23 protein-coding genes are annotated in these 23,792 nt (G+C 50.7%); 12 read left to right on the forward strand and 11 right to left on the reverse strand.

All coding sequences use genetic code 11. From position 1 onward, the window contains the following. Window positions 1–29 precede the first annotated feature (29 nt). Window positions 30–803, forward strand: coding sequence for a fumarylacetoacetate hydrolase family protein (locus HMY34_RS19440; RefSeq protein WP_202717055.1), 774 nt, complete (start codon window positions 30–32; stop codon window positions 801–803). Between the two features lie 5 nt (window positions 804–808). Here the strand turns inward: HMY34_RS19440 and HMY34_RS19445 are convergent, their stop codons facing one another. Next, window positions 809–1,342: a TIGR00645 family protein gene (locus tag HMY34_RS19445; protein WP_202717056.1), complete on the reverse strand. Its 534-nt coding sequence runs from the start codon at window positions 1,340–1,342 to the stop codon at window positions 809–811. Window positions 1,343–1,467: 125 nt separating this feature from the next. On the opposite strand from HMY34_RS19445, the gene prmB reads away from it, so the two are divergent. Then, a complete protein-coding gene (gene prmB / locus HMY34_RS19450) occupies window positions 1,468–2,385 on the forward strand; it encodes a 50S ribosomal protein L3 N(5)-glutamine methyltransferase (RefSeq protein WP_228287928.1) in 918 nt (305 codons plus the stop codon). Window positions 2,386–2,388: 3 nt separating this feature from the next. On the opposite strand, the gene HMY34_RS19455 is transcribed toward prmB, so the two are convergent. Beyond that, the gene (locus tag HMY34_RS19455; protein ID WP_202717057.1) at window positions 2,389–2,895 is read right to left on the reverse strand and encodes a hypothetical protein; all 507 of its coding nucleotides are present in this window, start codon (window positions 2,893–2,895) and stop codon (window positions 2,389–2,391) included. Window positions 2,896–3,118: 223 nt separating this feature from the next. Here HMY34_RS19455 and HMY34_RS19460 point away from each other — a divergent pair, with 223 nt between their 5' ends. The 8 genes from HMY34_RS19460 (at window position 3,119) to HMY34_RS19495 (ending at window position 11,691) form a co-directional block, all read left to right on the forward strand. Continuing rightward, entirely contained in the window at window positions 3,119–3,862 is a 744-nt protein-coding gene (locus HMY34_RS19460) for an SDR family NAD(P)-dependent oxidoreductase (protein ID WP_202717058.1), read from the forward strand. Then, window positions 3,859–4,281, forward strand: a complete 423-nt coding sequence (locus HMY34_RS19465; RefSeq protein WP_202717059.1) for a nuclear transport factor 2 family protein — start codon at window positions 3,859–3,861, stop codon at window positions 4,279–4,281. The genes HMY34_RS19460 and HMY34_RS19465 overlap by 4 nt, the downstream gene beginning before the upstream one ends. A gap of 61 nt (window positions 4,282–4,342) precedes the next feature. After that, window positions 4,343–6,991 (forward strand): class I SAM-dependent DNA methyltransferase, encoded by a 2,649-nt coding sequence (locus tag HMY34_RS19470; RefSeq protein ID WP_202717060.1) that lies wholly within the window; start codon window positions 4,343–4,345, stop codon window positions 6,989–6,991. A 51-nt stretch (window positions 6,992–7,042) separates the two neighbouring features. Beyond that, a complete protein-coding gene (locus tag HMY34_RS19475; RefSeq protein ID WP_202717061.1) occupies window positions 7,043–7,495 on the forward strand; it encodes a XisH family protein in 453 nt (150 codons plus the stop codon). Continuing rightward, window positions 7,465–7,785, forward strand: coding sequence for a XisI protein (locus HMY34_RS19480; RefSeq protein ID WP_202717062.1), 321 nt, complete (start codon window positions 7,465–7,467; stop codon window positions 7,783–7,785). The genes HMY34_RS19475 and HMY34_RS19480 overlap by 31 nt, the downstream gene beginning before the upstream one ends. Further along, window positions 7,782–7,985, forward strand: a complete 204-nt coding sequence (locus tag HMY34_RS19485) for a hypothetical protein (RefSeq protein ID WP_202717063.1) — start codon at window positions 7,782–7,784, stop codon at window positions 7,983–7,985. The genes HMY34_RS19480 and HMY34_RS19485 overlap by 4 nt, the downstream gene beginning before the upstream one ends. A gap of 59 nt (window positions 7,986–8,044) precedes the next feature. Then, on the forward strand, window positions 8,045–10,450 hold the full coding sequence (locus HMY34_RS19490; protein WP_202717064.1) for an ASCH domain-containing protein: 2,406 nt from the start codon (window positions 8,045–8,047) through the stop codon (window positions 10,448–10,450). Continuing rightward, window positions 10,447–11,691 (forward strand): GIY-YIG nuclease family protein, encoded by a 1,245-nt coding sequence (locus HMY34_RS19495; RefSeq protein ID WP_202717065.1) that lies wholly within the window; start codon window positions 10,447–10,449, stop codon window positions 11,689–11,691. The genes HMY34_RS19490 and HMY34_RS19495 overlap by 4 nt, the downstream gene beginning before the upstream one ends. Here HMY34_RS19495 and HMY34_RS19500 read toward each other — a convergent pair. The 7 genes from HMY34_RS19500 to HMY34_RS19530 all read right to left on the reverse strand — a co-directional run bounded on the left by HMY34_RS19500 (window position 11,678) and on the right by HMY34_RS19530 (window position 18,682). After that, window positions 11,678–12,202 (reverse strand): chalcone isomerase family protein, encoded by a 525-nt coding sequence (locus tag HMY34_RS19500; protein ID WP_202717066.1) that lies wholly within the window; start codon window positions 12,200–12,202, stop codon window positions 11,678–11,680. The two genes, HMY34_RS19495 and HMY34_RS19500, sit on opposite strands and share 14 nt — an antisense overlap. 102 nt (window positions 12,203–12,304) lie before the next feature. Then, window positions 12,305–12,775, reverse strand: a complete 471-nt coding sequence (locus tag HMY34_RS19505; RefSeq protein WP_266096940.1) for a DUF3833 domain-containing protein — start codon at window positions 12,773–12,775, stop codon at window positions 12,305–12,307. After that, window positions 12,765–14,129 (reverse strand): MFS transporter, encoded by a 1,365-nt coding sequence (locus HMY34_RS19510; RefSeq protein WP_202717068.1) that lies wholly within the window; start codon window positions 14,127–14,129, stop codon window positions 12,765–12,767. Before HMY34_RS19510 ends, HMY34_RS19505 begins: the two co-directional genes overlap by 11 nt. Beyond that, window positions 14,126–15,343 (reverse strand): SAM-dependent methyltransferase, encoded by a 1,218-nt coding sequence (locus HMY34_RS19515; RefSeq protein ID WP_202717069.1) that lies wholly within the window; start codon window positions 15,341–15,343, stop codon window positions 14,126–14,128. Before HMY34_RS19515 ends, HMY34_RS19510 begins: the two co-directional genes overlap by 4 nt. Next, window positions 15,343–16,104, reverse strand: a complete 762-nt coding sequence (locus HMY34_RS19520) for a DUF1365 domain-containing protein (RefSeq protein ID WP_202717070.1) — start codon at window positions 16,102–16,104, stop codon at window positions 15,343–15,345. Before HMY34_RS19520 ends, HMY34_RS19515 begins: the two co-directional genes overlap by 1 nt. Continuing rightward, complete coding sequence (locus HMY34_RS19525) at window positions 16,101–17,447, reverse strand: NAD(P)/FAD-dependent oxidoreductase (RefSeq protein WP_202717071.1); 1,347 nt, start codon at window positions 17,445–17,447, stop codon at window positions 16,101–16,103. The genes HMY34_RS19520 and HMY34_RS19525 overlap by 4 nt, the downstream gene beginning before the upstream one ends. Before the next feature lie 113 nt (window positions 17,448–17,560). After that, window positions 17,561–18,682 carry a class I SAM-dependent methyltransferase gene (locus HMY34_RS19530; protein WP_202717072.1) on the reverse strand — a complete coding sequence of 374 codons (1,122 nt, stop codon included), beginning with the start codon at window positions 18,680–18,682 and terminating at the stop codon, window positions 17,561–17,563. A 159-nt stretch (window positions 18,683–18,841) separates the two neighbouring features. Between HMY34_RS19530 and HMY34_RS19535 the strand changes: the two genes are divergently transcribed. Next, window positions 18,842–19,528 carry a class I SAM-dependent methyltransferase gene (locus HMY34_RS19535; RefSeq protein ID WP_202717073.1) on the forward strand — a complete coding sequence of 229 codons (687 nt, stop codon included), beginning with the start codon at window positions 18,842–18,844 and terminating at the stop codon, window positions 19,526–19,528. On the opposite strand, the gene creD is transcribed toward HMY34_RS19535, so the two are convergent. After that, window positions 19,485–20,858 (reverse strand): cell envelope integrity protein CreD, encoded by a 1,374-nt coding sequence (gene creD / locus HMY34_RS19540; RefSeq protein WP_202717074.1) that lies wholly within the window; start codon window positions 20,856–20,858, stop codon window positions 19,485–19,487. The genes HMY34_RS19535 and creD overlap by 44 nt on opposite strands. 71 nt (window positions 20,859–20,929) lie before the next feature. Further along, entirely contained in the window at window positions 20,930–21,460 is a 531-nt protein-coding gene (locus HMY34_RS19545) for an SCP2 sterol-binding domain-containing protein (protein WP_202717075.1), read from the reverse strand. A 384-nt stretch (window positions 21,461–21,844) separates the two neighbouring features. On the opposite strand from HMY34_RS19545, the gene HMY34_RS19550 reads away from it, so the two are divergent. Continuing rightward, window positions 21,845–23,773: a PrkA family serine protein kinase gene (locus HMY34_RS19550; RefSeq protein ID WP_202717076.1), complete on the forward strand. Its 1,929-nt coding sequence runs from the start codon at window positions 21,845–21,847 to the stop codon at window positions 23,771–23,773. The last annotated feature ends 19 nt before the right edge of the window (window positions 23,774–23,792 follow it).

Genomic DNA, 23,792 nt, shown 5'->3' on the forward strand with positions numbered 1-23,792 from the left:
TTTAGGCATTGTTTTAACAGGAGCAGACGATGGCACGATGGGTACGTTTTTCCACCGAGGGTGAAACCCGTTTTGGAACCTTGGCACACGGCATTATTACCGAATATTGCGGTGATATGTTCGCCGAGCATTCGCTGACGGGGCGTGAATTTGCCTTGGCAGCCGTGCAATTATTGCGCCCGTGTGAACCTTCTAAGCTGATTGGTTTGTGGAATAATTTTCAGGAACGGGCGGTGGTGGAAAATCTGCATAAGCCTGCGCACCCCTTGTATTTCCTCAAAGCCGCCAACAGTTTTGCGGGGCAGGGTGAGGTGATTCCGCGCCCGACGGGTTACGACGGCATGGTAGTGTTTGAGGGCGAATTAGGCATTGTCATCGGTAAACGTTGCCAAGACGTGACAGAGGAACAAGCGCCTGATTACATTTTTGGCTATACCTGCGTGAATGATGTCACCGCACGGGATTTGCTCAAACAAGACCCGGTATTTGTGCATTGGACACGAGCCAAAAGTTTCGATCAATTTGGGGTGTTTGGCCCCAACGTTGCCACCGAGCTTGATCCGGCTGAGTTGCGGGTGCGGGTTGAGTTGAACGGTGTGGAAAAGCAAAATTATCCGGTGGCGGACATGTTTTTTTCACCGGCTGACATTGTGAGTCGAATTTCGCACGATATGACCTTGGAAGCCGGTGATATTATTGCTTGCGGTACGTCAGTGGGCGTGTGTGGAATGCAAGACGGGGATACCGTGGTGGTCAGCATCGCAGGTATTGGCGAGCTGACCAACCGTTTTGGGTGCGCGTGATGTGCTTAACGGGGATGATTGCCTGATTTTACGCTATGGCTTAAACGATCCGTGAGTGCGTACAACACGCCGGACAACACAAATGTCAGGTGAATGCCAACCATCCACGCCATTTCTTCAGTGGTTGGCGCATAGCTTGTACCCAAGGCCATGAAGGATTTCAGCAGGTCAATCCCTGAAATGGCGACTATAGAACCGATGAGTTTGAGTTTTAAATCGCTGAAACCGATATGCCCCATCCAGTCGGGGCGATCCGCGTGACCGTGCAGGTCTTCCATTTTGGAGACAAAAGTTTCATAGCCACTAAAAATGATAATGATCAGTAAGTTCATGATCAGGGAAATGTCCACCAGTGAGAGGACGCCAATGATAATGTCGTCTTCGCTGGCGGTTAGAGCGCCAGTGGTCAGTATCCATAAGACTTTCGCTGCTTTAACCAATAATACGCCCAAGGCAATCACTAACGCTAAGTAGATAGGGGCAAGCAGCCAGCGGCTAGTGAACAGGAAGTGTTCAAAAAAACTTTCGATATGTTTCATGGTGATTGTTGCTTTATTGCTAGGTTGAGAATGGGCGCAATCATAAGGGGTGCAGTAAGGAGTGGCAATAAACATGGTAGCATTCCGCAAAATACGGGATGATAGACCCCCTTTGGACTGATGCGATGACGGAGCTTATGGATTTCAACCACGCCGAACTGTTGACGATTAAAGATTATATTCGTTGGGGCGCAAGCCGTTTTGCCGAGGCGGAATTGAGTTTTTCCCACGGCATGGCATCGCCCTTCGATGAGGCAGCGTATTTGGTATTGCATACCCTGCATTTGCCGGTGGATACGCCCGATCTGTATTTCGACAGCCGCCTGACCAGCCATGAACGCCAAGCGGTGGCAGACATCGTGCAACAACGGGTGGAAACGCGCAAACCGGCAGCGTACTTGACCAATGAGGGCTGGTTTTTGGGCTTGCCGTTTTATGTGGATGAAAATGTGCTGATTCCGCGCTCACCGATTGCGGAGTACATTGAAAAGCAATTCGCGCCGTGGATTGAGCCACCGCAAGTCCACACGATTTTGGATCTTTGCACCGGCAGTGGTTGCATTGGGATTGCTTGTGCTTATGCTTTCCCCCATGCGCGGGTGGATTTGAGCGATATTTCTCCGTGGGCGTTGGAAGTGGCGCAAATCAATATTGAACGCCACAATCTAGCGGGGCAGGTTGAAGCGCTGGAATCGGATTTGTTTGAGAATCTGCAAGGGCGTCAGTACGACATTATTGTGAGTAACCCGCCGTATGTGGATGCGGAAGACATGGCAGCCTTGACCCCGGAATTCTTGCACGAACCCGCTGAGCTGGCGTTAGCCTCCGGCGCGGATGGCTTGGAACACACGCGGCGTATTTTGCGTGATGCCGCCGATCACCTTACCCCGAATGGGATTTTGGTGGTGGAAGTGGGCAATAGTCAGTATGCGCTGCAAGCTGCTTACCCCGATGTGTTATTTCATTGGTTGGAGTTTGAACGCGGCGGTGATGGAGTATTCCTGCTCACCGCCGATCAAGTACGGGAATTAGCCGCTGTTTAAACGCTATTGATACGAATAGTACGAGCTGTTATTGCCGCCGGTATACGGGTAAGTAGTGCTAGTGCTAGTGCTGGTGCCGGTGCTGGCAGGGGCGTTGTAGCAACTGGTTTTTTGCGCTTCTGGCAGGTTAGTGAGGGGTGTGAACCCTTGTGCTAACGCGGCATTCATCGAGTTGCTGCTGATGGTGAAAATATTGAGTTTGCCATCCGCGCCGCCACAGAAAGCGGGGTACATGCGTCCGTCCATGCCACAACTGCTGCTGGTGACAATCGCGCCACCGGCTTGCAGTTGGCGCTGCATTTCCGCTAACGGGGTGCCGCCGCCTTCACATTGCCGTGAACCTTGGTACTTGAAGACATCAACATAAGTCACCGGAACAGGAGTGGCGGGCGGGTAAGTGGGCGTACCCCACGGATTAAATGGGTCGACATACACCCCGTTCGGCACACACGCACTCAACAACACACTGCCAGCCAGCACTACCATCCCGCCAAAACGCATCGCGCTCATAAAATACTCCTTACACTCATGATTATACTTGGGTTTGACTGGGCATTAGGGCTTTCAGTTCCTGAGGGCTAAAATGATCTTTCGTTCGAGAGGCATTGTTACCCCTCACCCCCAGCCCCCTCTCCCTCAAGGGGCGAGGGGGAGCAAGAGGGATTATTTTCTTAGCCCCTCGCCCCTTGAGGGAGAGGGGTTGGGGTGAGGGGTTCTTCAGAGTGCAACAATTATGACAACACCTTCAGTCGCTTGGTTAGTCGGCGCAAGTTCCGGCATTGGGCAAGCGCTTGCGTTTGCGTTAGCACAAGCAGGCTGGCAAGTCGCGATCAGTGCGCGGCGTAGCGAGCCGTTGCAAGCGATGCAAACGCGCCACCCTTCATTAACACCTTACCCGTTGGATGTGACCGATGCGCACAGCTTGCACGCAGCGGCGGCGGCGATTACCCGTGAACTCGGTGAGATTGACTTGTGCGTGTTGAATGCGGGCGATTACACTCCGATGCCATTGGATGCTTTTGATCCTGCCTTATTCCGTAAGCTGTGTGAAGTGAATTATCTGGGCATGGTGAACGGGCTGGATGCGATTTTGCCATTGATGTTGGCGCGGGGGCGTGGGCAAATCTTGCTGACGGCGAGTATTGCGGGGTATCGCGGTTTGCCAAAATCCGCGCCGTACAGTGCCAGCAAAGCGGCGGTGATTAGCTTGGCGGAATCCTTGCATCTGGAATTGAAAGCGCGTGGCGTGTTGTTGCGGGTGGTTAACCCCGGTTTTGTGCGTTCGCCGTTGACTGATAAAAACGACTTCAAAATGCCGTTTTTGATGGAAGCAGAGGACGCGGCGCAAGCGATTATGCGTGATTTGCCGCGCCAGAACTTCGAGATTGCCTTTCCGAAACGCTTTGCGTATTTGATGAAACTGTTGCGTTTGTTGCCGTATTCGTTGTATTTCAAACTGACGAAGGGGGCGGCATGATGGAGCATGTGAAGCGTTATTTGCAGACCTTTACGACCTTGCAGGCAGATGGCTTGGAGCGTTTGGCAGGAATTTTTGCGGCGGATGCGCGGTTCAAAGACCCGTTTAATGATGTGCGCGGGTTGGCGGCGATTACGCGAGTTTTTGCGCACATGTTTGCGACCACTCAGCATTCACGCTTTATGATTGTGGATCACGCGCTGGCGGGGAATACGCTGTTTATTCGTTGGGATTACCATTTTCAGACCTTGAAAGGGGAGCGTTGGGAAATCCCCGGTACGAGCGTGGTGCGGTTTAATGATGCGGGTTTGGCGGTGGAGCATGTGGATTATTGGGATCCGGCGGAGCATATTTACAGCAAATTGCCGGTGTTGGGGTGGGTGATGCGTTGGTTGCGGGGCAAGTTGGCGGCGGGTTGAATGACGTTGGGCGGGTCAATGGGTTAATATGTTGGCTCTTTCATCACGGGCAACGCATGGCATGAATATCGACACGCTGGAACAGAATCTACGCAAATTGGTGACAAACCCTGACCCTAACCAGTTTCTGTATGAGTTGTTACTGGTGTATGAGCAGCCGCGTGCGTCCATCACCCGTTTGCAAAAGGGCGATTACAACCTCGCCAAACGTGGCACGGATGTGTTGTGGAAGAAGAAAGTGTATTTCAGCCATGAACGCCATTTGGATTTACACGCGCTGATTGATGCTATCCAGCAAGATACGGCGATTACGCGCCATGCGCCCCGATTCTTAATCGTGACCACTATGCAGCATCTGGTGGCGGTCGATACCAAAACGCAGGATACGCTGGATATTGAACTGGTGGATTTGCCCAAGCATTTCGATTTCTTTTTACCGTGGGCGGGGATGGAGAAACAGCAATTCCAAAGCGAAAATCCGGCGGATGTGAAAGCGGCGGAGCGCATGGGGCGGCTGTATGATTTGATCCATGTAGACAATAAGGGGTTTGATCGCCATGCCTTGAATCTGTTTTTGTCGCGTTTGTTGTTTTGCTTTTTTGCGGAAGATACCGGCATTTTTGGCGACAACCAGTTTACCAATGCGGTGGGTTCGCATACGGCGGACGATGGCAGCGATTTATCGAACTATTTGCAGAAATTGTTTCGGGTATTGGCGCTGCGGGAACGTGGCGATTTTCCAGCGTTTTTGCAGGCATTCCCGTATGTGAATGGCGGCTTGTTTGAGAAAGACTATCCTGTACCACAATTTAGCAGAAAATCGCGCAAGCTGATTCTGGAATGCGGGGCGTTGAATTGGAAGGCGATTAATCCCGATATTTTCGGCTCAATGATTCAGGCGGTGGTGCATGATGAGCAGCGTAGCCATTTGGGAATGCACTATACCTCGGTGGTGAATATCATGAAGGTGATAGAGCCGCTGTTTTTGAATGAATTGGCGGAGGAATTGGGGAAGGCTGCGGGGAATGAGGGCAAGCTGGTTAAATTGCTGGATCGGCTGTATCACTTACGAATTTTTGATCCGGCGTGTGGGTCGGGGAATTTCCTGATCATTGCGTATAAGGAATTGTGCAAGCTGGAGATTGCGATTTTCCGCGAATTGCAGGCGTTGAATACCAAGTGGAAGACGGCAAAATCGGGTATCCGTTTGACGCAATTCTACGGGATCGAATTGGACGATTTCGCACACGAAACCGCCAAGCTCTCCCTGTGGTTGGCGGAACACCAAATGAACATGGCATTCCGCGAAGTGTTCGGCGATGCCAAGCCTACGCTACCGTTGCAAAGCGGCGGCAATATCGTCTGCGGCAACGCCACCCGCCTCAACTGGGAAACCGTCTGCCCCAAAGACCCCGCCCACGAAACCTACATCCTCGGCAACCCCCCCTACAAAGGTACTCGTAAACAGTCAGATCTTCAAAAAGAAGATATGTCTATTGCATTTAAAGGTTCAAGTAACTACAAAAATCTTGATTATATTGCATGTTGGTTTTTTTTAGGAGCTAAATATATCAAGAATACCAATTATCAAATGGCATTCGTTTCTACAAACTCAATTAATCAAGGTCAACAGGTTGATATATTATGGACTCCAATTATAGCGATGAATCTGGAGATTGGTTTTGCATATCAGTCATTTAAATGGATAAATAATGCAAAAGGGAATGCAGGTGTTACGTGCGTAATTATTGGCATTAGAAATAAAATAAAGAAGCCAAAACGTCTTTTTAAAAATAATGCAATGGCTATCGCCAATAATATTAATGCTTATCTTGTCGATGGAAAAGATATATCTGTAAAAGCAAGAAAATTACCTGTTAAATCCATCCCAATAATGTTGGCAGGTAATTATACAGAGCACGCTCAAAATCTCATGATGAATGATGATGAGAAAGATTCATTGATAAAAAGAAATCCCGAAGCGGCTGGATTTGTAAAAAAACTCATAGGTTCGGATGAGTTAATTAAAGGATTAAGTAAATGGTGCTTATGGATAAGTAATGAAGATAGAGCTTTCGCAGAGTCATTGCCCGATTTAAAAAAGCGAATAATTGCTGTTAAAAAAGCCAGAGAGAATAGTGCGGACAAGGAAATGGCGAAACTTATCGAGAGACCGCATCAGTTCAGAGATATAAATGAAACAAAAACGCAGAGTATTGTATTGCCTACTGTTTCATCAGAAAGAAGAGAATATTTGCCAATTATTTTTATAGATAATTCCACTGTCGTCACAAATAAAGCAATGGTTTTGTATGAAAGTGAGCCTTATATTTTTAGTTTTCTTTCATCAAGAATGCACATGGTTTGGGTGCGGACTGTTGGCGGACGAATGAGAGAAGATATTAGCTATTCATCAGTGCTTTGTTATAACACGTTTCCGTTTCCTGATATTTCGGCAAAGCAAAAAGAGAAGCTGGAAGATCACGTCTTCCGCGTCTTGGATGAGCGCGAAAAACACCCCGAAAAGACCATGGCGCAACTCTACGACCCCGACAAAATGCCCGAAGCCCTCCGCCAAGCCCACCACGACATGGACATCGCCATCGAGCAATGTTACCGCGCCAAACCCTTCACCACCGACGAAGAACGGCTGGAGTATTTGTTCACGTTGTATGAGGCGATGATCGCCAAGGAGAAAGCGCGGGGATGACATATAATGACGTAGAAGAGCCCCTCGCCCTTATTAGGAAATATTGATCTTATGCCACAAAGAGACGCTATCCACCAAACGGTAAGAGACGCGCTAGTAAAAGACGGTTGGGATGTAACCGATGACCCTTACGTTATATCCTACGGTGAGCGTTTCCTGTTCGTGGACTTAGGTGCATCCAGTGCACCGACCACAGGGCAATTTATTGGCGCACAGCGTCGTGATCAAAAAATCGCAGTCGAAATCAAGGATTTCCGTGGAAAATCCGCGATTAGCAACCTTGAACAAGCCATTGGGCAATACGTGTTGTATCAATTATTGCTCAAACAAGTTGACCCAAAAAGAAAGGTTTACTTGGCGATTACGCACCTTGCCTACGACGAAATATTCAGCGAACCCATCGGCGAATTAGTCGTGAATGAGTTACCGATGGATTTGATCGTGATCGACATCAACACAGTGGAGGTAAAAAAATGGATACGCAAGACTACCGGACGGCGATAAAACATGTGATTGAAACGTATGCCAAGTTTCGCCCTTCTCACGGCAACATTCGCCTAGATGTACTGTTCGATGATACACACGACCGCTACGCCCTGATGCAAGTCGGCTGGGATCGCGGTAGACGAGTACGCGGCAACCTCATCTACATCACGTTGCAAGATGGCAAAGTTATCGTCGAATACGACGGTATCGAACACGGCATTACCGATGATTTGCTCCAATACGGTGTAGCCGAACAAGACATCGTGCTGGCATTTATTGAGCAACCGAGCATGGCTGAAGCAGCATGAAAGACGAATACGATTTTTCTAAAGGGGGGCGTGGTCAGTTTTTCCGCCCTGATGCCCGCCTGAACATCCCTGTCTATTTAGATCAGGATGTAGAAACATGGTTTGCCGAGCGAGCCAAAGCCAAAGGTATCGACGTGCAGCAGTTGGTTAATGAATTGTTGCGCAAAGATATTTCCCTGATTCAGTCGGCGATGGGATAAACAATGATATGGCGAAAAAGACGATTGATCGTTAAAGGGCTTAGAAAATGAAATGTTTAATGGTACGCCAACCCTGGGCAAGCCAAATTGCCGACGGCAGCAAAACCGTGGAAATCCGCAGTTGGCACTACACCCACCGTGGCGACTTGCTGATTGGTGCCAGCAAAAACATGGCGGGGCAACGGATGCGGGATGGCACGCTTTACCCCTCCGGTATGGCAATAGCGCACGTCAAGCTGGTGGATTGCGTTCCGTTTAATGCCAAATTGCACGGCAAAGCCGCAGGCTGTGACCGCGACACTGCGCAAGACTGCGAAGATTCCGGCGATTGGGCATGGATTCTGGCGGAAGCGCGTGCCATCGAACCTTTCGCCGTCAAAGGTCAGGTTAAGCCGTTTGAGGTCGATTATGGTGGAGACGCTGGAAGAGGAAGAGGGCGACCGCCGGTCGCCCCTACAGAATCCCCCCGTAGGGGCGACCGGCTGTCGCCCTCTTCGGTGGTTGCCCCCACCAATCTCGTCAACGTCACCTACGCTCAAACCGGCGATAGCATCGCGCTTGACCGCATGGGAATGCGTGAAATGCAAGCCAAGGCGTTTCTGGCGCGTGACGCCCAATACCTGTTGCTGAAAGCCCCGCCTGCCTCTGGCAAATCCCGCGCCCTCATGTTTCTGGCACTGGATAAACTGTTCAATCAAGGCGTGCAGAAAGTGATTGTCGCCGTGCCGGAACGTTCCATCGGTGCCTCGTTTGCCAGCGCTCGCCTGAGCGCCCACGGGTTCTTTGCGGATTGGGAGGTGAATGACGCTTACAACCTGTGTACACCCGGTGGTGAGTCCAGCAAGGTCAAAGCTTTCGGCAAGTTTTTGGATGACACGGCGGCGACGATTTTGATTTGTACCCACGCTACCTTGCGTTTTGCCTTTGATGCGGTGGAAGAAAGCCGTTTTAACCGCGTGTTGCTGGCGATTGATGAATTTCACCATGTATCGGCGGATGCCGATAATCGCCTTGGTGAAGTGTTGCGCTCGGTGATGAGTCATACCACCGCGCATATTATCGCCATGACGGGTTCGTATTTCCGTGGGGATAGCGTGCCGGTGCTGCAAGCCGAAGATGAAGCCCGTTTCAGCAAAGTGACTTACAACTATTACGAGCAATTGAACGGTTATACCCACTTGAAAACGTTGGGGATTGGCTACCATTTTTATCAGGGGCGTTACCTGAGCGCGATTGCGCAGATTTTGGATACGGACAAGAAAACCATTTTGCACATCCCCAATGTCAACGCGGGTGAGTCGACCAAGCAAAAACATGATGAGGTGAATTACATTCTTGATGCTATCGGTGAGGTGGAAAAGCAGGATTCCGCGACGGGGGTGTTATTCGTGCGCCGCAAAACCGATGGCAAGGTTATTAAAGTGGCGGATTTGGTGAACGATAATCCCAAAGACCGTGACAAGATCGTCGCTTACCTGCGCACTCTCAATAGCCCCGATGATATGGATCTGATCATTGCATTGGGCATGGCGAAAGAAGGTTTCGACTGGCCTTTTTGCGAACACGCACTGACGGTGGGTTATCGCGGTTCGTTGACCGAAATCATTCAGATTATCGGGCGTGCTACCCGCGATAGCCCGAACAAAACCCATGCGCAATTTACCAACCTGATTGCGCAGCCGGATGCAGCGGATGGCGAGGTGAAGCTTTCCGTCAATAATATGCTGAAAGCGATTACCGCCTCGCTGTTGATGGAACAAGTGCTTGCGCCTAATTTTAAATTCAAGACCAAGCACCCCGATGACACGCAAACCCCAGAAGTGGGGACTATCCACATTCGCGGTTTCAAAGAGCCGACCTCTATGCGGGTAAAAGCGATTGTCGCGTCGGACTTGAACGATTTAAAGGCGAGTATTTTGCAAGACAGCACCTTGCTGAAAGTGCTACCAGGCGAGTTTATTGACCCAGAAGTGATTAACAAGGTGCTGATTCCACGGGTTATTCGCACCAAATACCCCGATTTGAACGATGAACAGGTCGAGGAAGTGCGCCAGCACGTCGTGGCGGATTCCGCTATCAAAAACGGTGAAATCAAGGAGGTCGGCGATAAGAAGTTTGTGCGCATGGCGGGCAAATTCGTCAATATCGAAGATTTGCACATTGATCTGATTGACCGCGTGAATCCGTTCCAGAAAGCGTTTGAAGTGTTATCCAAATCGGTAACGGCTTCCTTGCTCAAAGTGATTCAGGAAACCATTGATGCGGGGCGCATTCAGATGACCGATGAAGAGGCGGTGATTTTGTACCGTGATAGAATCGGTGCATTTATGCAGCAACACGGGCGTGAACCGCATATCAACGCTTCTGACCCGCTGGAAAAGCGCATGGCGGAAGCATTGGTGTATTTGCGCAATAAACGCCGCCAGCAACAAGCCCAACAAGCAGCACAGGCGAATCCGGCATGATTGACTTTGATAAGGAAATGCAAGCGATCCTGCACAATGATCCCTTGGGTTTGCTGAGTGTAACCGCCAAAGCCAGCAATAACGTTTCTACCGATGAACGCTTGTTGGCAGCGTTTGAGGAAATCAATGCGTTTTTTGCACAACATGGGCGTGAGCCTGCCGCCAGTCGTGATATTCAAGAACGTAAACTCTATAGCCGTTTGCAAGGCTTACGTGCTGACCCCGAAAAAGCGCTTTCCTTGCAAAGCGTTGACCGTTTTGGTTTGTTGGCTGGGATTACGCTCCCTAATATGCCCACCATTGAAACGGTCGCGGATGTTTTGGATGATCCGCTGGGTTTATTAGGGGGCGCATCCGCCGAGGAAACGGTTGCGGACAGTATTTTGCAATTGCAGCATATCAGCGTAATACCCCGCGCCAGCAGTGCGTATGTCGCCAAGCGTAAGCCGTGTAACCCGGCTGAGTTTGCGGCGTATGAAGCCGAGTTTAAGCAGGTACACCGCGAATTAGCCACAGGGAAACGCAAACTGTTGCCTTTCACGGATAAGGGCGAGCAATTGGTAGATGGCGCTTATTATGTGTTGGATGGCATTTTGCTCAAAATGGTGAACGTCCATTTCACTTCAACAGAAAAAACGGTGAATGGCAGGCGTTACCGCAAAGACGGGCGCACGTATTGCGTGTTTGAAAACGCTACGGAATCGAACATGCTCTACCGTTCCCTAGCGAAAGCGCTGTATCAAGAGGGTTATATCGTCACCGATACCGAAGCGGAAACGCACGCCCGTTTTAGAGCGGGCTTTGCCGGAGTCAGTGAAACCGGCACACAGACCGGGGTGATTTATGTGTTGCGTTCCTTGAGTAGCAATCCCGCTATTTTGGAATTGCCTTATTTGCACAAAATTGGTTTTTCCAGTCAAGCCATTGCGCAGCGTCTGAAAAATGCAGTGCAAGAGCCAACCTATTTGCTGGCGGAAGTCGAGGTGATGGCGGAGTACCAGACTTACGACCTGAATCCGCAAAAGCTGGAATGGCTCTTGCACACCCTGTTTGCCGAGGCTTGTTTGAATCTGGATATATTTGATGCGGCAGGGCAGCGGCATAGCCCACGCGAATGGTTTGTGGTGCCACTCAAGGTGATTGATCAAGCAGTTCGCTTATTGATGACGGAACAAATTGCGCATTACCAGTATGATACGACCAAGCAGCGCTTGGTGTTGCGTCAATCTACAGCCCGGTGAGTAATTGTTCCCGCAATTCCTGCGCAATCGGCTGCTTTTCGCCTAACCAAATGCCGAAATACACTTGCGCAAACGCCGCCGATTTCACCTTTGTCACCGCCTTGCCATTCAATAGCAAGTTGGTGGTTTGTGTTTTGGTATCGTAGCACATTTGGTAAATATCACCGGGTTTCACATCCACATACGCCGTATGCAGTTGGTCAAGTTGCGGCTGAATCTTTGCCAATGTTGCCGCGTCATGCTGGCGTTTCAGCACGGTTTCGGCGGCAAGCGTGAATTTGTCGGCAGTCAATTCCACCGCGTAATCCAGCTTTAAACAGCGTGATACCGCCGCATCCAGCACCGTAGCGCGACTCGCATCAGGGCTAACCGACAATTCCGCGTCATACACTTTGATCATGCCCAGATAACGTGCCTCACCTTTGCCAACGGTTTGCAAGCCCGCCGGAATGTTTGCCCACACGCTCAGCGGTAAACAGCACAATGCCAGCAATAAACCTTTCCGTAACATATTGATACCCCTTTGTTGTCATTGAAGAGGGCGTATGCAATACGCCCCTACGAAGACCGCCATCTGTAGGGGCGTATTGCATACGCCCTCTTCAGGATGTTCTTAGCGTTTCTGGAACACAATCGTGACTTCACCCAGCGTGAACCCAAACTTGCTCATTTTCGCGCGGTTCAGCAATACGCCATCGGGTTGCAAATACATCCAATCATCGAAATGCACCTGCCAGACTTTGCCATCTACTGGCAGATTCAAATCGTATTGCCAATTGAGCGCATTGCCGTAAGCCACTCCTTTAGCTTCACCGACCACATCGGCCGCTCGCCCGCTGTAACGGTGTGCGTCTTGTTTGCGGATGTACCAAATGCGTTGGGAGATTTCGCCGTCGTTCCACACGAAATCTTCGGTCATCACCAATTCGCCATCCTTGTTCACTTCACCTTTGATGTTGACCAAGAACTGGCGTTTCAATGCGCCGCTGCGATCTTGAAACACGCCCCAACCACGGGTATTGCCCTGAAAATATGCAAACAGGTCAAACTTTGGTTCAAACGTCGCGTAATCTTCAATCTTCATATTGCTGCACCCGCTCATTGTGATGAGTAGAAGGGCGAGCAGAATAGAGCGCATTCGCATAACTCATCTCCCAATAATCCCGAAAATCGACTTCACTGAATGGAAATCGCCACATGCGCCAAATTACCCAGCTTTTCAGCAATACGGGCAGTCCGGCGTATAACAAAGCCATCGTTAATAAAGTTGTATCGCTTTGTAGGGCTGCCTCTTGCGCAAACCCCGCCCAATCCAACAACGGAAATGCAATCCCCACCGCCAAAGCCAGTGCCAATTTCGTCAGCAAACCCCACAAACCAAACAGCAAGCCGGTTTGCGGATTGCCCTGATGTTCCATTTGCTGAGCAATATCCGCTTGCATTGACGCAGGCAACGCCACATCAGCCCCCAGCGCCAAACCACTGACAACACAGATGGCGAGAAACCCATACACATCGCCTGCGCCCAAAAGCGGCATCCACGCAAATGCCGCCACCGACAACACAAGAGCCAATACCCACGCCCGACTTTTGTCGATGCGACGGGCGAGCCACAACCACAGCGGCAGACCAACAATACCGCTGAGAAAGTACACCATCAGCACCGTGCCGACCTGTTCCGATGCTTGTAACACATGGGTCACAAACAAAATGAACAAGGTAGCAGGCAGGGCATTGGCTAAACTGTTAATAAAATAAGCGGGCAGCAACTGGCGTATCGCTGGGTGTGCTGAGAGAATGCTACCCACTTTGCGCAATGGCGCGAACCGACGCACTTGGCGGCGTTCCACCAACCACACCAAGGCGGGAAAAAGGCTCAAGGGCAATAACACCCACAATAATTTGGCAAGGGTATCCAATGTGAGTGCAATGTTATCCATCGAACCGAGCAAGAACGGCAGGCTAATCACCACCACCGTGCCGAGGATCGCAAACACCTCACGACTGGCGGATAAAGCACTTTTGCCGTGGTAATCGCGGGTCATTTCCGACCCCCATGCTTGCCAAGGAATACTGATCAACGTCCAACCCAAATACGTGACCATTGACCAAGTGAACAGGTAAAGGCCATCGACCTTACCCACCGGGCGCAACAAATAATCCAACCCCACCAGCAGTAACGGTATCCCCAACAAGATGAATAATTTACGCCGCCCAATACGGCTGTTTACCTTGTCGTTTGCCCAACCAATCAGCGGGTCAGTCAGCACATCAAAACCACGTGCTGCCAGTAGCGCAATGCCAATCACCGTCAGTGACAAATGCCACTCTTGCGCATAAAACGACGGCAAATACACGTATAATGGCAAGCCCAACATCGCCAGCGGTAGCCCCGGTAAACCGTAAAACAGCAACTGGCGATAATAGGCCGCTTTCATGACAACGGTTTCTCCAGCGTTAACTGAATCACGTCGATGCGTTCCTCGTTGAAACCCGCTTCGCAATACGCAAGGTAATAACGCCACAAGCGTTCAAAGCGTTGGTCATACCCCAGCGGGCGCAGCGTTGGCAGGGCGGCGATGAAACGTTCATCCCATTCGCGCAGCGTCCGCGCATAATCTTTGCCAAAACCAACTTGATTAATCTGCTTGAGGTGACTACCCGCAACCAGCTTTTCGAGGTTGGCAGGGTTTGGCAACATCCCACCGGGGAAAATATAACGTTGGATGTAATCCGCTCGCGAACGGTAGGTTTCAAACCAGTCATCACCAATGGCGATGATTTGCAGCACGGCACGTCCGCCCGGTTTGAGGTGACGTTGCAGCGTTTGGAAATAGGTTTCCCAATACTGTTCGCCCACTGCCTCGAACATTTCAATCGAGACAATGTGGTCGTAAGTGCCTTCCAGGTGGCGGTAATCGCGCAATTCCAGCACGGTTTGTTCGCCAAAACGTTCCAAACGCTGTTGCGCCCACGCCAGTTGTTCGTTGGAAAGGGTAATGCCATGAACTTTGCAACCCTGTTCGGCTGCCATTTCCGCGAAACCGCCCCAACCGCAACCGATTTCCAGCACGGTTTGCCCCGCTTGCACCTGCAATTCATCCAAAATGCGTTGGTATTTGGCACGTTGTGCCTGTTCCAGGGTTAATTCTGGGGTGGTGTACAACGCCGACGAATACGTCATGGTACTGTCCAGCCATTCGCGGTAGAAATCGTTGCCCATGTCGTAATGGTGGGCAATGTTCTTGCGGCTGTTGCGGACACTGTTGCGGCGCAGTTGGTGAAACCAGTTGGCTGGTTTGCGCAGCAGCTTGCGACTATCAAGCGTATTACCGAATTGTTCCCAATTGCGTAGTAACAGCGTCAGCAAATCCGCCGGGTGATCGCTTGACCAATCGCCTGCGATATACGCTTCGCCAAACCCTAAATCACCTTTGGTCAAACATTTCAGCGCAAGACGCAAGGGGCGGTGAATGTGGATGCTGGCGTGCAATTCGTCGGAATGCCCCAGCACGTAATATTCGCCATCCAAATGAATGCTGAGCCGCCCGTATTGAATGCGGGCAAACGTCGCCAACAGCCAGCGTTTCAGCGTGGGCAAATGATCAAAACTGGGCGCTAATGGCGGGTTCAGGGTGGTTTCTAAGGGCATTAGGTTACGGTCTCCGTTGAGGGCGCAGGCTTGCGATAAAACTTGCCGCCTTTTAGCCAGATTTTCAGGGCTTGCCAGTGAATCAAGAGCATGACTTTCAGCGTCATGAAGGGGATGAGTGCAAATTGCCGCAGCAAAACGCCAGTGTTAAACGGCTGGCGTTGCCCTTGTTGGCTGGCAATCAGTGCCAATTCGTCGCCTTCGTATTCGTGGATCAGAATCTTTACCGTGTCAGCCGGTGGATGGATGAAAAATTCATACCGGGCTTCCATCCCCATGAAGGGCGACACATGAAATACTTTCTGCTTGCTGCCGGTGACGATGGCGGCATTAGCGGCTACCGGTAGCAAATAATGGTGGTGTTCACCAAAGGTATTGCGCACTTCGCAAATGGCTGCCAGCAAGTTGCCCGCCGTGTCATAGCAGAACCACAAACTTAACGGGTTAAAGCCATAACCCAAGATACGCGGGAAACACAGCAACTGGATGTTGCCAATAGCAGCGTCAATGCCATTGTCGCACAACAATGTTTCTGCCCAGCCGCGCCATGCACTGCCATCGCGTGCGCCATGATCACGCTGGTAAAGGCTGAATAGGTTGAAACGGTTGATGGAAAACAGTGGGTTACGTCCGACTTCATCCAGCCGGTCGATGTCCACTAACAAACTAAAAACGCGATAGCTGAAACGGTAAACCACCGGAAAACGCCTGCTGTGCATGACTGTTGAGGGAAAGACAGCCGCAGGTGCAAGCGTATTCATGGTATGACCGCTCCAGCTATCGACAACGGAAGCACAGGCTGAGGAGTCGTCGTTTCCTGTGCTTTGACCCAAACCGGGGCAATGCCGAAATCTGCACAAACCTTCACCGCCGAGGCGATGGCATCTTCGTGGAAACCGTAGCGGTGGTAACTGCCACAAAACCACGAGTGTTGCTGCCCTTGCAGGCTGGCAAGTTGTGGTTGCGCGGCGACGGCGGCTTGGTCGAAGATCGGGTGTTCGTAAGACATTTCAGCAATGATGTGCTCGTCACGCGGCAACTGATACGGGTTGAGGGTGACGAAATAATCGGTGGTGGTGTCCAGCCCTTGCAAGTTATTCATCCAATAGGTCGCGGTCATTTGTTGGCGAGCGTTGGCGTATTCTGGCTGGCTGGTGGCGAGGTAATTCCAGGACGACCACACTTTGCGATTGACGGGCATGAGGTTGGTGTCGGTGTGCAAATACGTTTGGTTTTTTTCGTAGCGGAAGCAGCCGAGGATGCGTTGTTCCTCCGCGCTGGGTTGTGCCAGTAGCGCCAATGTTTCATCGGCGTGGCAGGCAAAAATCACCGCATCAAAGTCGTGTTTGGTGGTGTCGGTAAAGACGCTGGCTTGCGTGGTGCTGCGTTCCACCCGTACTGCACCGGATTGAATGGTGATCTTGTCGCTCATTTCGGCGAGAAGTTTGCGCACGTAAAAAGAACTTCCTCCGCAAACTGTCCGCCATTGGGGACGGTTGTGGAGATCAATCAAACCGTGGTTGGCGAAGAAGCGGAGGAAGCTTAGCGCGGGAAATGCGAGCATGGTGTCAACCGGGCATGACCAAATCGCTGCACCCATTGGCAACAGGTAATGTTCGCGCATATCGCGGGAAAACTGGTGCGCGTCGAGCATTTCACCCAAGCTCATGTCAGGGGCGGCAACGGGGTTTTCGAGCAAGCGGTGCGCCACTTGGTTGAAACGCATGATTTCTTTGAGCAAACGCCAGTGACTTAAGCGGAATAGGTTTTTGCGTTGTGCAAATAGGGTATTGAGGCTAGAGCCGGAATATTCCAGTTCACCCTGATTCAGCGAGAATCCGAACGACATATCGGTGTCACGGGTGGGGATGCCAAGTTGCGCGAATAGCCCAATGAGGTTGGGGTAGTTGCGGTCGTTGTAGACGATAAAGCCGGTATCGACCGGAATCTGGCGGTCTGCTTCGGGTACGTCGATGGTGTGGGTATGCCCGCCGATGTAGGCGTTTTTTTCAAACAGAGTGACGTTGTAGCGTGGGTGTAACAGCCATGCGGATGCAAGTCCTGTTATACCTGAGCCAATAATTGCCACACTTTTCTTATACATATAACGCACTTCCTTTGTCTAAACCTATACCTTACTTGTACGGCTGAGTATGCGTGATGGATGCAGGGAAGTGCTAAAAAACGAAGGTTTTGTGGGGTTTATTCGCTTTCAGCTTAAGTAACTGTCCCCCATACCGCAAAAACCGGATCAGACAACGGCGTCGTTCGCCGATGCGGATCATTCAGCGGGCGCGGTAATCCCCGTACCGATTCGGTATGCAAGTCACTGAACTGCCCCGTTTTCAGAAAATAATCCAACACCAAGCCTTGGCGTTCAAACGGGTGCATTTCTGTCCACAGCGTAATGGCTTTAGGCGGAAACCAACGGGTTGAAAATGCCATAATCACTTTGCCACCGCTTCGCGTTACCCGTGCTAATTCCTGCATCACGGCTAATGGCTGAGTTAAATATTCGATGGAAACCGTGCAAATAACCGCATCAAAGCTGTCATCAGCAAAAGGCAGTTGTGTGTCTTGATTGAGGTCATGCACCACATACTGTTGTAAACGCGGGTTAGTGGCGAGTTCCGCCGGATTCATGCCAAGCCCGGTGACGGTTATGTCGGTCAAGGTGTCGGGCAGGTGTGAAACGTGGCTGGTCATGAGATCAAGGACGTGCATACCGGGGCGTAGCAAGCGCTCATACACGGCGGTAACTTGCGCCAGTGCGGTGGTATCCAAATGATTCACGAAACGTGGCGTTGTGTAAAATTGCGCATCATCGCGTTCATCCGCCCGCGTAAAGGGATACGATGCATAATAATCAGTGGATACGCTGGGGTAGGGCGCTTGCATCCCCGCGCCGGTTTCGGTGAGCGCTTTGCTAATTTCGGGCGTGAGGGGGGCGTGTTCCGACTTGATGATACGCAACGGATAAGCCGCCAGCGGGTGATTCAAATCCGCCGTCAAAGTATCCGGTGTTGCAGCAATCAAGCGAAAAGGGCGAAAGTCACTGCGGCTGCAATCCAAGGCTTCCCACGCATACGCTTGCGGGTAAAAACGCCCGGTGCGTGGTGTTACCGTGAGCTGGCGGTGTTGAGTAATGAATTGTGAGCGTGGAAAAGTAACGGGGGCGCGTTGAGTGGGCGTTACCCATTCACCGGCGGCCAAGGTTGTTGCCGAATCACTGCTGCCAGTATTGGTAGACGCGGGGGTAAACCAACAATCGCGGTGGGTGGCAACGCTGCTGTGCCATTCCAGCGTGAACGCTTGGTACGCGGTATCGGGTGAACTCATGGTAACTATCTCCTCAAAAGCTATACACAGTAAACCTTACCAGTTATCCAGAAAAATTGCCGTTTAACCCGTATTTCGCAGTAATCCAGCGGGTTGAATCGTTACGCTTTGCGCATCAAAACAATTAGCCTCAACAAGTTAACAATAAAGGTGGTCACGGTGATCAATTGGTTGCATAGCAAGCTGCATCGCCCCGAAAAAGGGTGGGATCCGGTCGATCCCGTATGGGCGCAAGAATACGCCGCTGCCGAGTGGCAAATGGTCGATAACGCCTTATTGGATAAGCTTGAGGCACAACTCGGTGGCTTGCGGGGCAAACGCATTCTGGATATGGGCGCGGGGGCGGGGCAATACAGCGTTGCCTTGGCGCAGCGGGGGGCGCATGTGACTTGGCACGATATTTCGCATACCTATCAACGCATTGCGCAACAAAAAGCGGCGGTTGCCAAGGTGAATTTGCATTGGTCATTAGGCTATTTGGAAGAGACGCAAGCGCTGCAACCCGCGAGTTTTGACCTGATTTTTAACCGGATTTGCTGGTATTACTGCCAAAATGATAAGGCGTTTGCCAAGCAGCTTTGCGGCTTATTAGCACCGGGTGGTTTGCTGTACATTCATGCGCCGAATAGCCAATTTCACGGGGATACGCTCTCGACATCGGCACAATGGCGTACTGTGTTGAATGCGGGGATGGGCATTAAAATCGGTCATCCGATGTTACCACCGCGCGGCATTGCCACGCTGTTTGCTGACCTGCCAATCAGCAAACTGGAAGCGGATTACCGTGACCCGCGTAACGATGTTATTTGGGTGTGGAAAGCAAGTGACGTGTCACGTACATCATAAGCAGGGTGGCAAACAGCAATAGCCCCACGCCGATTAGTAGCGCGTAGTCTTCCATTTCTAGTAATAAATACAGCGAGCCGTACAGCAGCACCAGTAACAAAAACAGTAAGAAAGTTTGCCGCCAGTGGCGCAATATCATTCCGGTGTAAACCGTAATGCTGAAAATAGTGGTAGCTGCCGCTGCTGCATAGGCATACAGAAAGCCGATGTGTTCCGCCGCTGCCAGCAATATTAGGTAAAACAGCGATAACGCCGCGCCTACCAAGCCGTATTGCAAAACGTGCAGCCGTTGTTTGAGGCTGATTTCAAACGCGAGAAATACCAAGAATGTCAGGCCAATAAACAGTGCTCCGTATTTTACCGAGCGGTCAATCAGGGTGTAGAGCGAGTCCGGTTCATGCAAACCCACTCCGGCACTGAAGCTGTGCAAGTCATAAGTTTGCTGATCTTCTAAGACCCAATATTGCGGGTAGCTACGCACGAGGTGGGGGATGTCCCATGCGGCATTAAAGCCCGCTGCGGTAATGTCGTGTTTGTTGGGCAATAAGTCGCCCTGAAAATTGGGATGTGTCCAAGCCGATGTCATGCGAATCGCGGTGGTTTGCCCCAAGGGGGCGAAAAATAACCCGTCACTGCCGCGCAGATTGAGGGTTAATTTGAATTCATTGCTAGGCGTGCTATCGGCATTGACGCTCAAAGGAATGTGAAAACCGGAGGGGAGTAATTTGCTCAGGCGCGTGCCGGGTTGCATGTCGATACGCCCGTCATTCCAGAAAAAGCTGGAAGCGGTATCAACGGCACGTTGATCGCTTAAGCCTAAGGCGACGAAGGCTTTATTCCACAGAATGCGGCGTTCGCCTTCACTGGATTGCAGCACTTGTGCGTGGTTGAACTTGCCACTTAAGCTAATGGTGGCGTTGTAAACAAGCGCATCGTAAATGCCTTGTTGCCGGTGTTCTTCATTGAGATTAGCGCGGATTTCAAGCGCTTGGGGCAGCAGAATCGCGGTACGGTCGTTGAAAACGTCTTTGCTGACCACGCGACTTTCGCCGTTTTCATCGCTAATGGTGTCAACGCTGGTGAAGTGTTCAACATACGGCACGACCAAAACCGGGCCGATGAGAGTTTGTTTGCCACCCCAGCGCTCTGCAACACTGTTCAACGCCGCTTGGTAATCGGCTTGACGTTCCTTCACCACGGTGTCGGCAAAAAACAGCGGAATTAACATCAACAGCGCCAGTAACATGACGACTAGGGTGCGTAAACCCAGTGATTGCGATAATTGATGTAACGCGGATTTGGGGAGTTGCGGGGGAAGTTGCTCCGACATGGTTCTTATCCTAGTGTTAACCGCGCGGATAATAGCATGTTTTACGCGGGAGCAACCTCACCCCAAGTGGCTTACTTAGCCTTGCATTCCGTTTTTGTACCCGCGACTTTGCCGGTGAGTTTGAGGAAATTCTCGAATGGCCCCATGACTTTCATGGCTTCCATTTTCGGACCGGTGAATTTGAGTTTGCCCGTGCCCATTGCACCCATTGCACCACAACCGAACTTGCCTTCGCCCATGCACGCCCAATCTGCATCGGTAGCGTGCATGAGGTAGTCGTAGCTGGCGTCCATTTTTTTGCCGTCCGGTGCGCCGCCGTAATTGCACATGGCTTTGTCATTTTGCAAACTGATGTTGAGCTGCACTTTGGTGCTTTCGCCACAATCTGTGCGGTACATTTGCACCAATTTGTAGCCTCGGCTGTTGTCATTTTGAATCCATGAATAGCCATCGCTCTCTTTCAATCCACTGGTTAAGGTGGCATCGGCATTCCACGCATCACAGGCTTGTTTCGCCCATGCCGCATCCATAAATTCTGCCGCTTGGACAGGCGCTACCGCCAGCATCAGTAGGCAGGACGCCAAAGCTGTTTGTTTTAACATAGAAATTTCCTCCTCATTACGCGCATTGTTTAGCATTGAGTTGATCAATAGTAATCATTGATCAACTCAGCATCAGTGGTATAGCAGATAACGTTTAGTGAGGAAAGGTTCTTTTCAGTTGGGCTTGTGGATTCCCTCCGTTCATCAGCTATTTGTGTCGATAGTGGTTGTTTCAGTTTAAATTGTAGACATTAACTGGCGGCTGATCACACTTTTTGCTTGATCAGTAGTCTACAGTAAGAGGTAGATAAGAATTCAACATTAGTCGGTTTGCAGTCACTTGGCATTTGACTTGCAAACTGTCAGTATCAGAAGCAGATAGTTGTCTGTATATACACCGCAGGGCAGTTACCTGCCCCGTATTTACCGTGAAAGGGGTACACAATGAGTAGCATTTTCAATCACTATCAATCGCGTTATGAAGCTTTGCAAGAAGAAGAATACTCGCTGCAAGAGTATCTGGATTTGTGCAAACGCGACCGCATGGCTTACGCCACCGCCGCTGAACGACTGTTGTACGCTATCGGTGAAGCGGAATTGGTCGATACGTCTCGCGACCCGCGCATGAGCCGGATGTTTTCCAACAAAGTCATCCGTCGCTATCCGGCATTTTCTGAATTTTATGGCATGGAGGAGTGCATTGAGCAAATCGTGTCCTTCTTCCGTCACGCCGCACAAGGCTTGGAAGAGAGCAAGCAGGTGTTGTATCTGTTGGGGCCAGTGGGCGGTGGTAAATCGTCACTCGCCGAACGCCTCAAAGCATTGATCGAAAAAGCCCCGATTTATTGCATCAAAAACTCGCCGATTAATGAGTCGCCACTGGGCTTGTTCAATGTGGAAGAAGACGGCGCGATTTTGGAAGAAGATTTCGGGATTCCGAACCGTTACTTGAAAACCGTGATGTCGCCCTGGGCAGTCAAGCGCTTGCACGAATACGGCGGTGACATTACCAAGTTCCGCGTGGTGAAACGTTATCCTTCGCGTCTCAACCAAATTGCGGTGTCTAAAACCGAGCCGGGTGATGAAAATAACCAAGATATTTCGTCATTGGTGGGCAAAGTTGATATTCGCAAACTGGAAGATTTCCCACAAAACGATACCGATGCGTACAGCTATTCCGGCGGTTTGTGCTTGTCGAACCAAGGCTTGATGGAATTCGTGGAGATGTTCAAAGCGCCGATTAAAGTGCTACATCCGCTATTGACCGCTACCCAAGAAGGCAATTTCAACGGCACGGAAAGTATCGGTGCGATTCCCTTCAGTGGGGTGATTCTGGCGCACTCCAATGAATCTGAATGGCAAACCTTCAAAAATAACCGCAACAATGAGGCGTTCATTGACCGGGTATCGATTGTGAAAGTGCCGTATTGCTTGCGTGTTACCGAAGAAATCAAGATCTATGAAAAGTTATTGTTTAACAGCTCTTTAGCGGCGTCGCCATGCGCTCCAGACACCTTGAAGATGTTGGCGCAATTCATTGTGCTGTCACGCCTGAAAGAACCGGAAAACTCCAGTTTGTATTCCAAGATGCGCATTTATGATGGTGAAAACCTGAAGGATATTGATCCGAAAGCCAAGACCATTCAGGAATATCAGGATGCTGCTGGTGTGGATGAAGGCATGAATGGCTTGTCAACGCGCTTTGCTTTCAAGATTCTGTCCAAAGTTTTCAACTACGATGCGACCGAAGTAGCGGCTGACCCGGTGCATTTAATGTATGTGTTGGAACGTCAGATTGAGAAAGAGCAGTATCAACGCGAATTGCAAGACCGTTATGTGCGCTTTATCAAAGAGTATCTCGCGCCGCGCTATGTGGATTTCATCGGCAAGGAAATTCAGACGGCTTACCTCGAATCGTACTCAGAATACGGTCAGAACTTGTTTGATCGTTACGTGACCTATGCCGATTTCTGGATTCAGGATCAGGAATTCCGCGACCCTGAAACCGGCGAGTTTTTGGATCGTGCGGCACTCAATTCCGATTTGGAAAAAATCGAGAAACCGGCGGGTATTAGCAATCCGAAAGATTTCCGTAATGAAATCGTCAACTTTGTGTTGCGGGCGCGTGCCAATAGCAATAACGGGCGCAATCCTGCTTGGACGAGCTACGAAAAGTTGCGCCGCGTGATTGAGATGAAAATGTTCTCCAGCACGGAAGATTTGCTGCCGGTGATTTCGTATGGCGCAAAATCGTCAGCGGATGAACAGCGCAAACATGACAATTTCGTGGAGCGCATGATGAAACGTGGCTACACCGAGAAACAAGTGCGCTTGTTGGCTGAGTGGTATTTACGGGTACGTAAATCCCAGTAAACGGTGAGACCCAAAGGAG

Origin of the sequence: Thiothrix subterranea, from assembly GCF_016772315.1 — a bacterium.
GTDB classification, from domain to species: Bacteria; Pseudomonadota; Gammaproteobacteria; order Thiotrichales; family Thiotrichaceae; genus Thiothrix; species Thiothrix subterranea.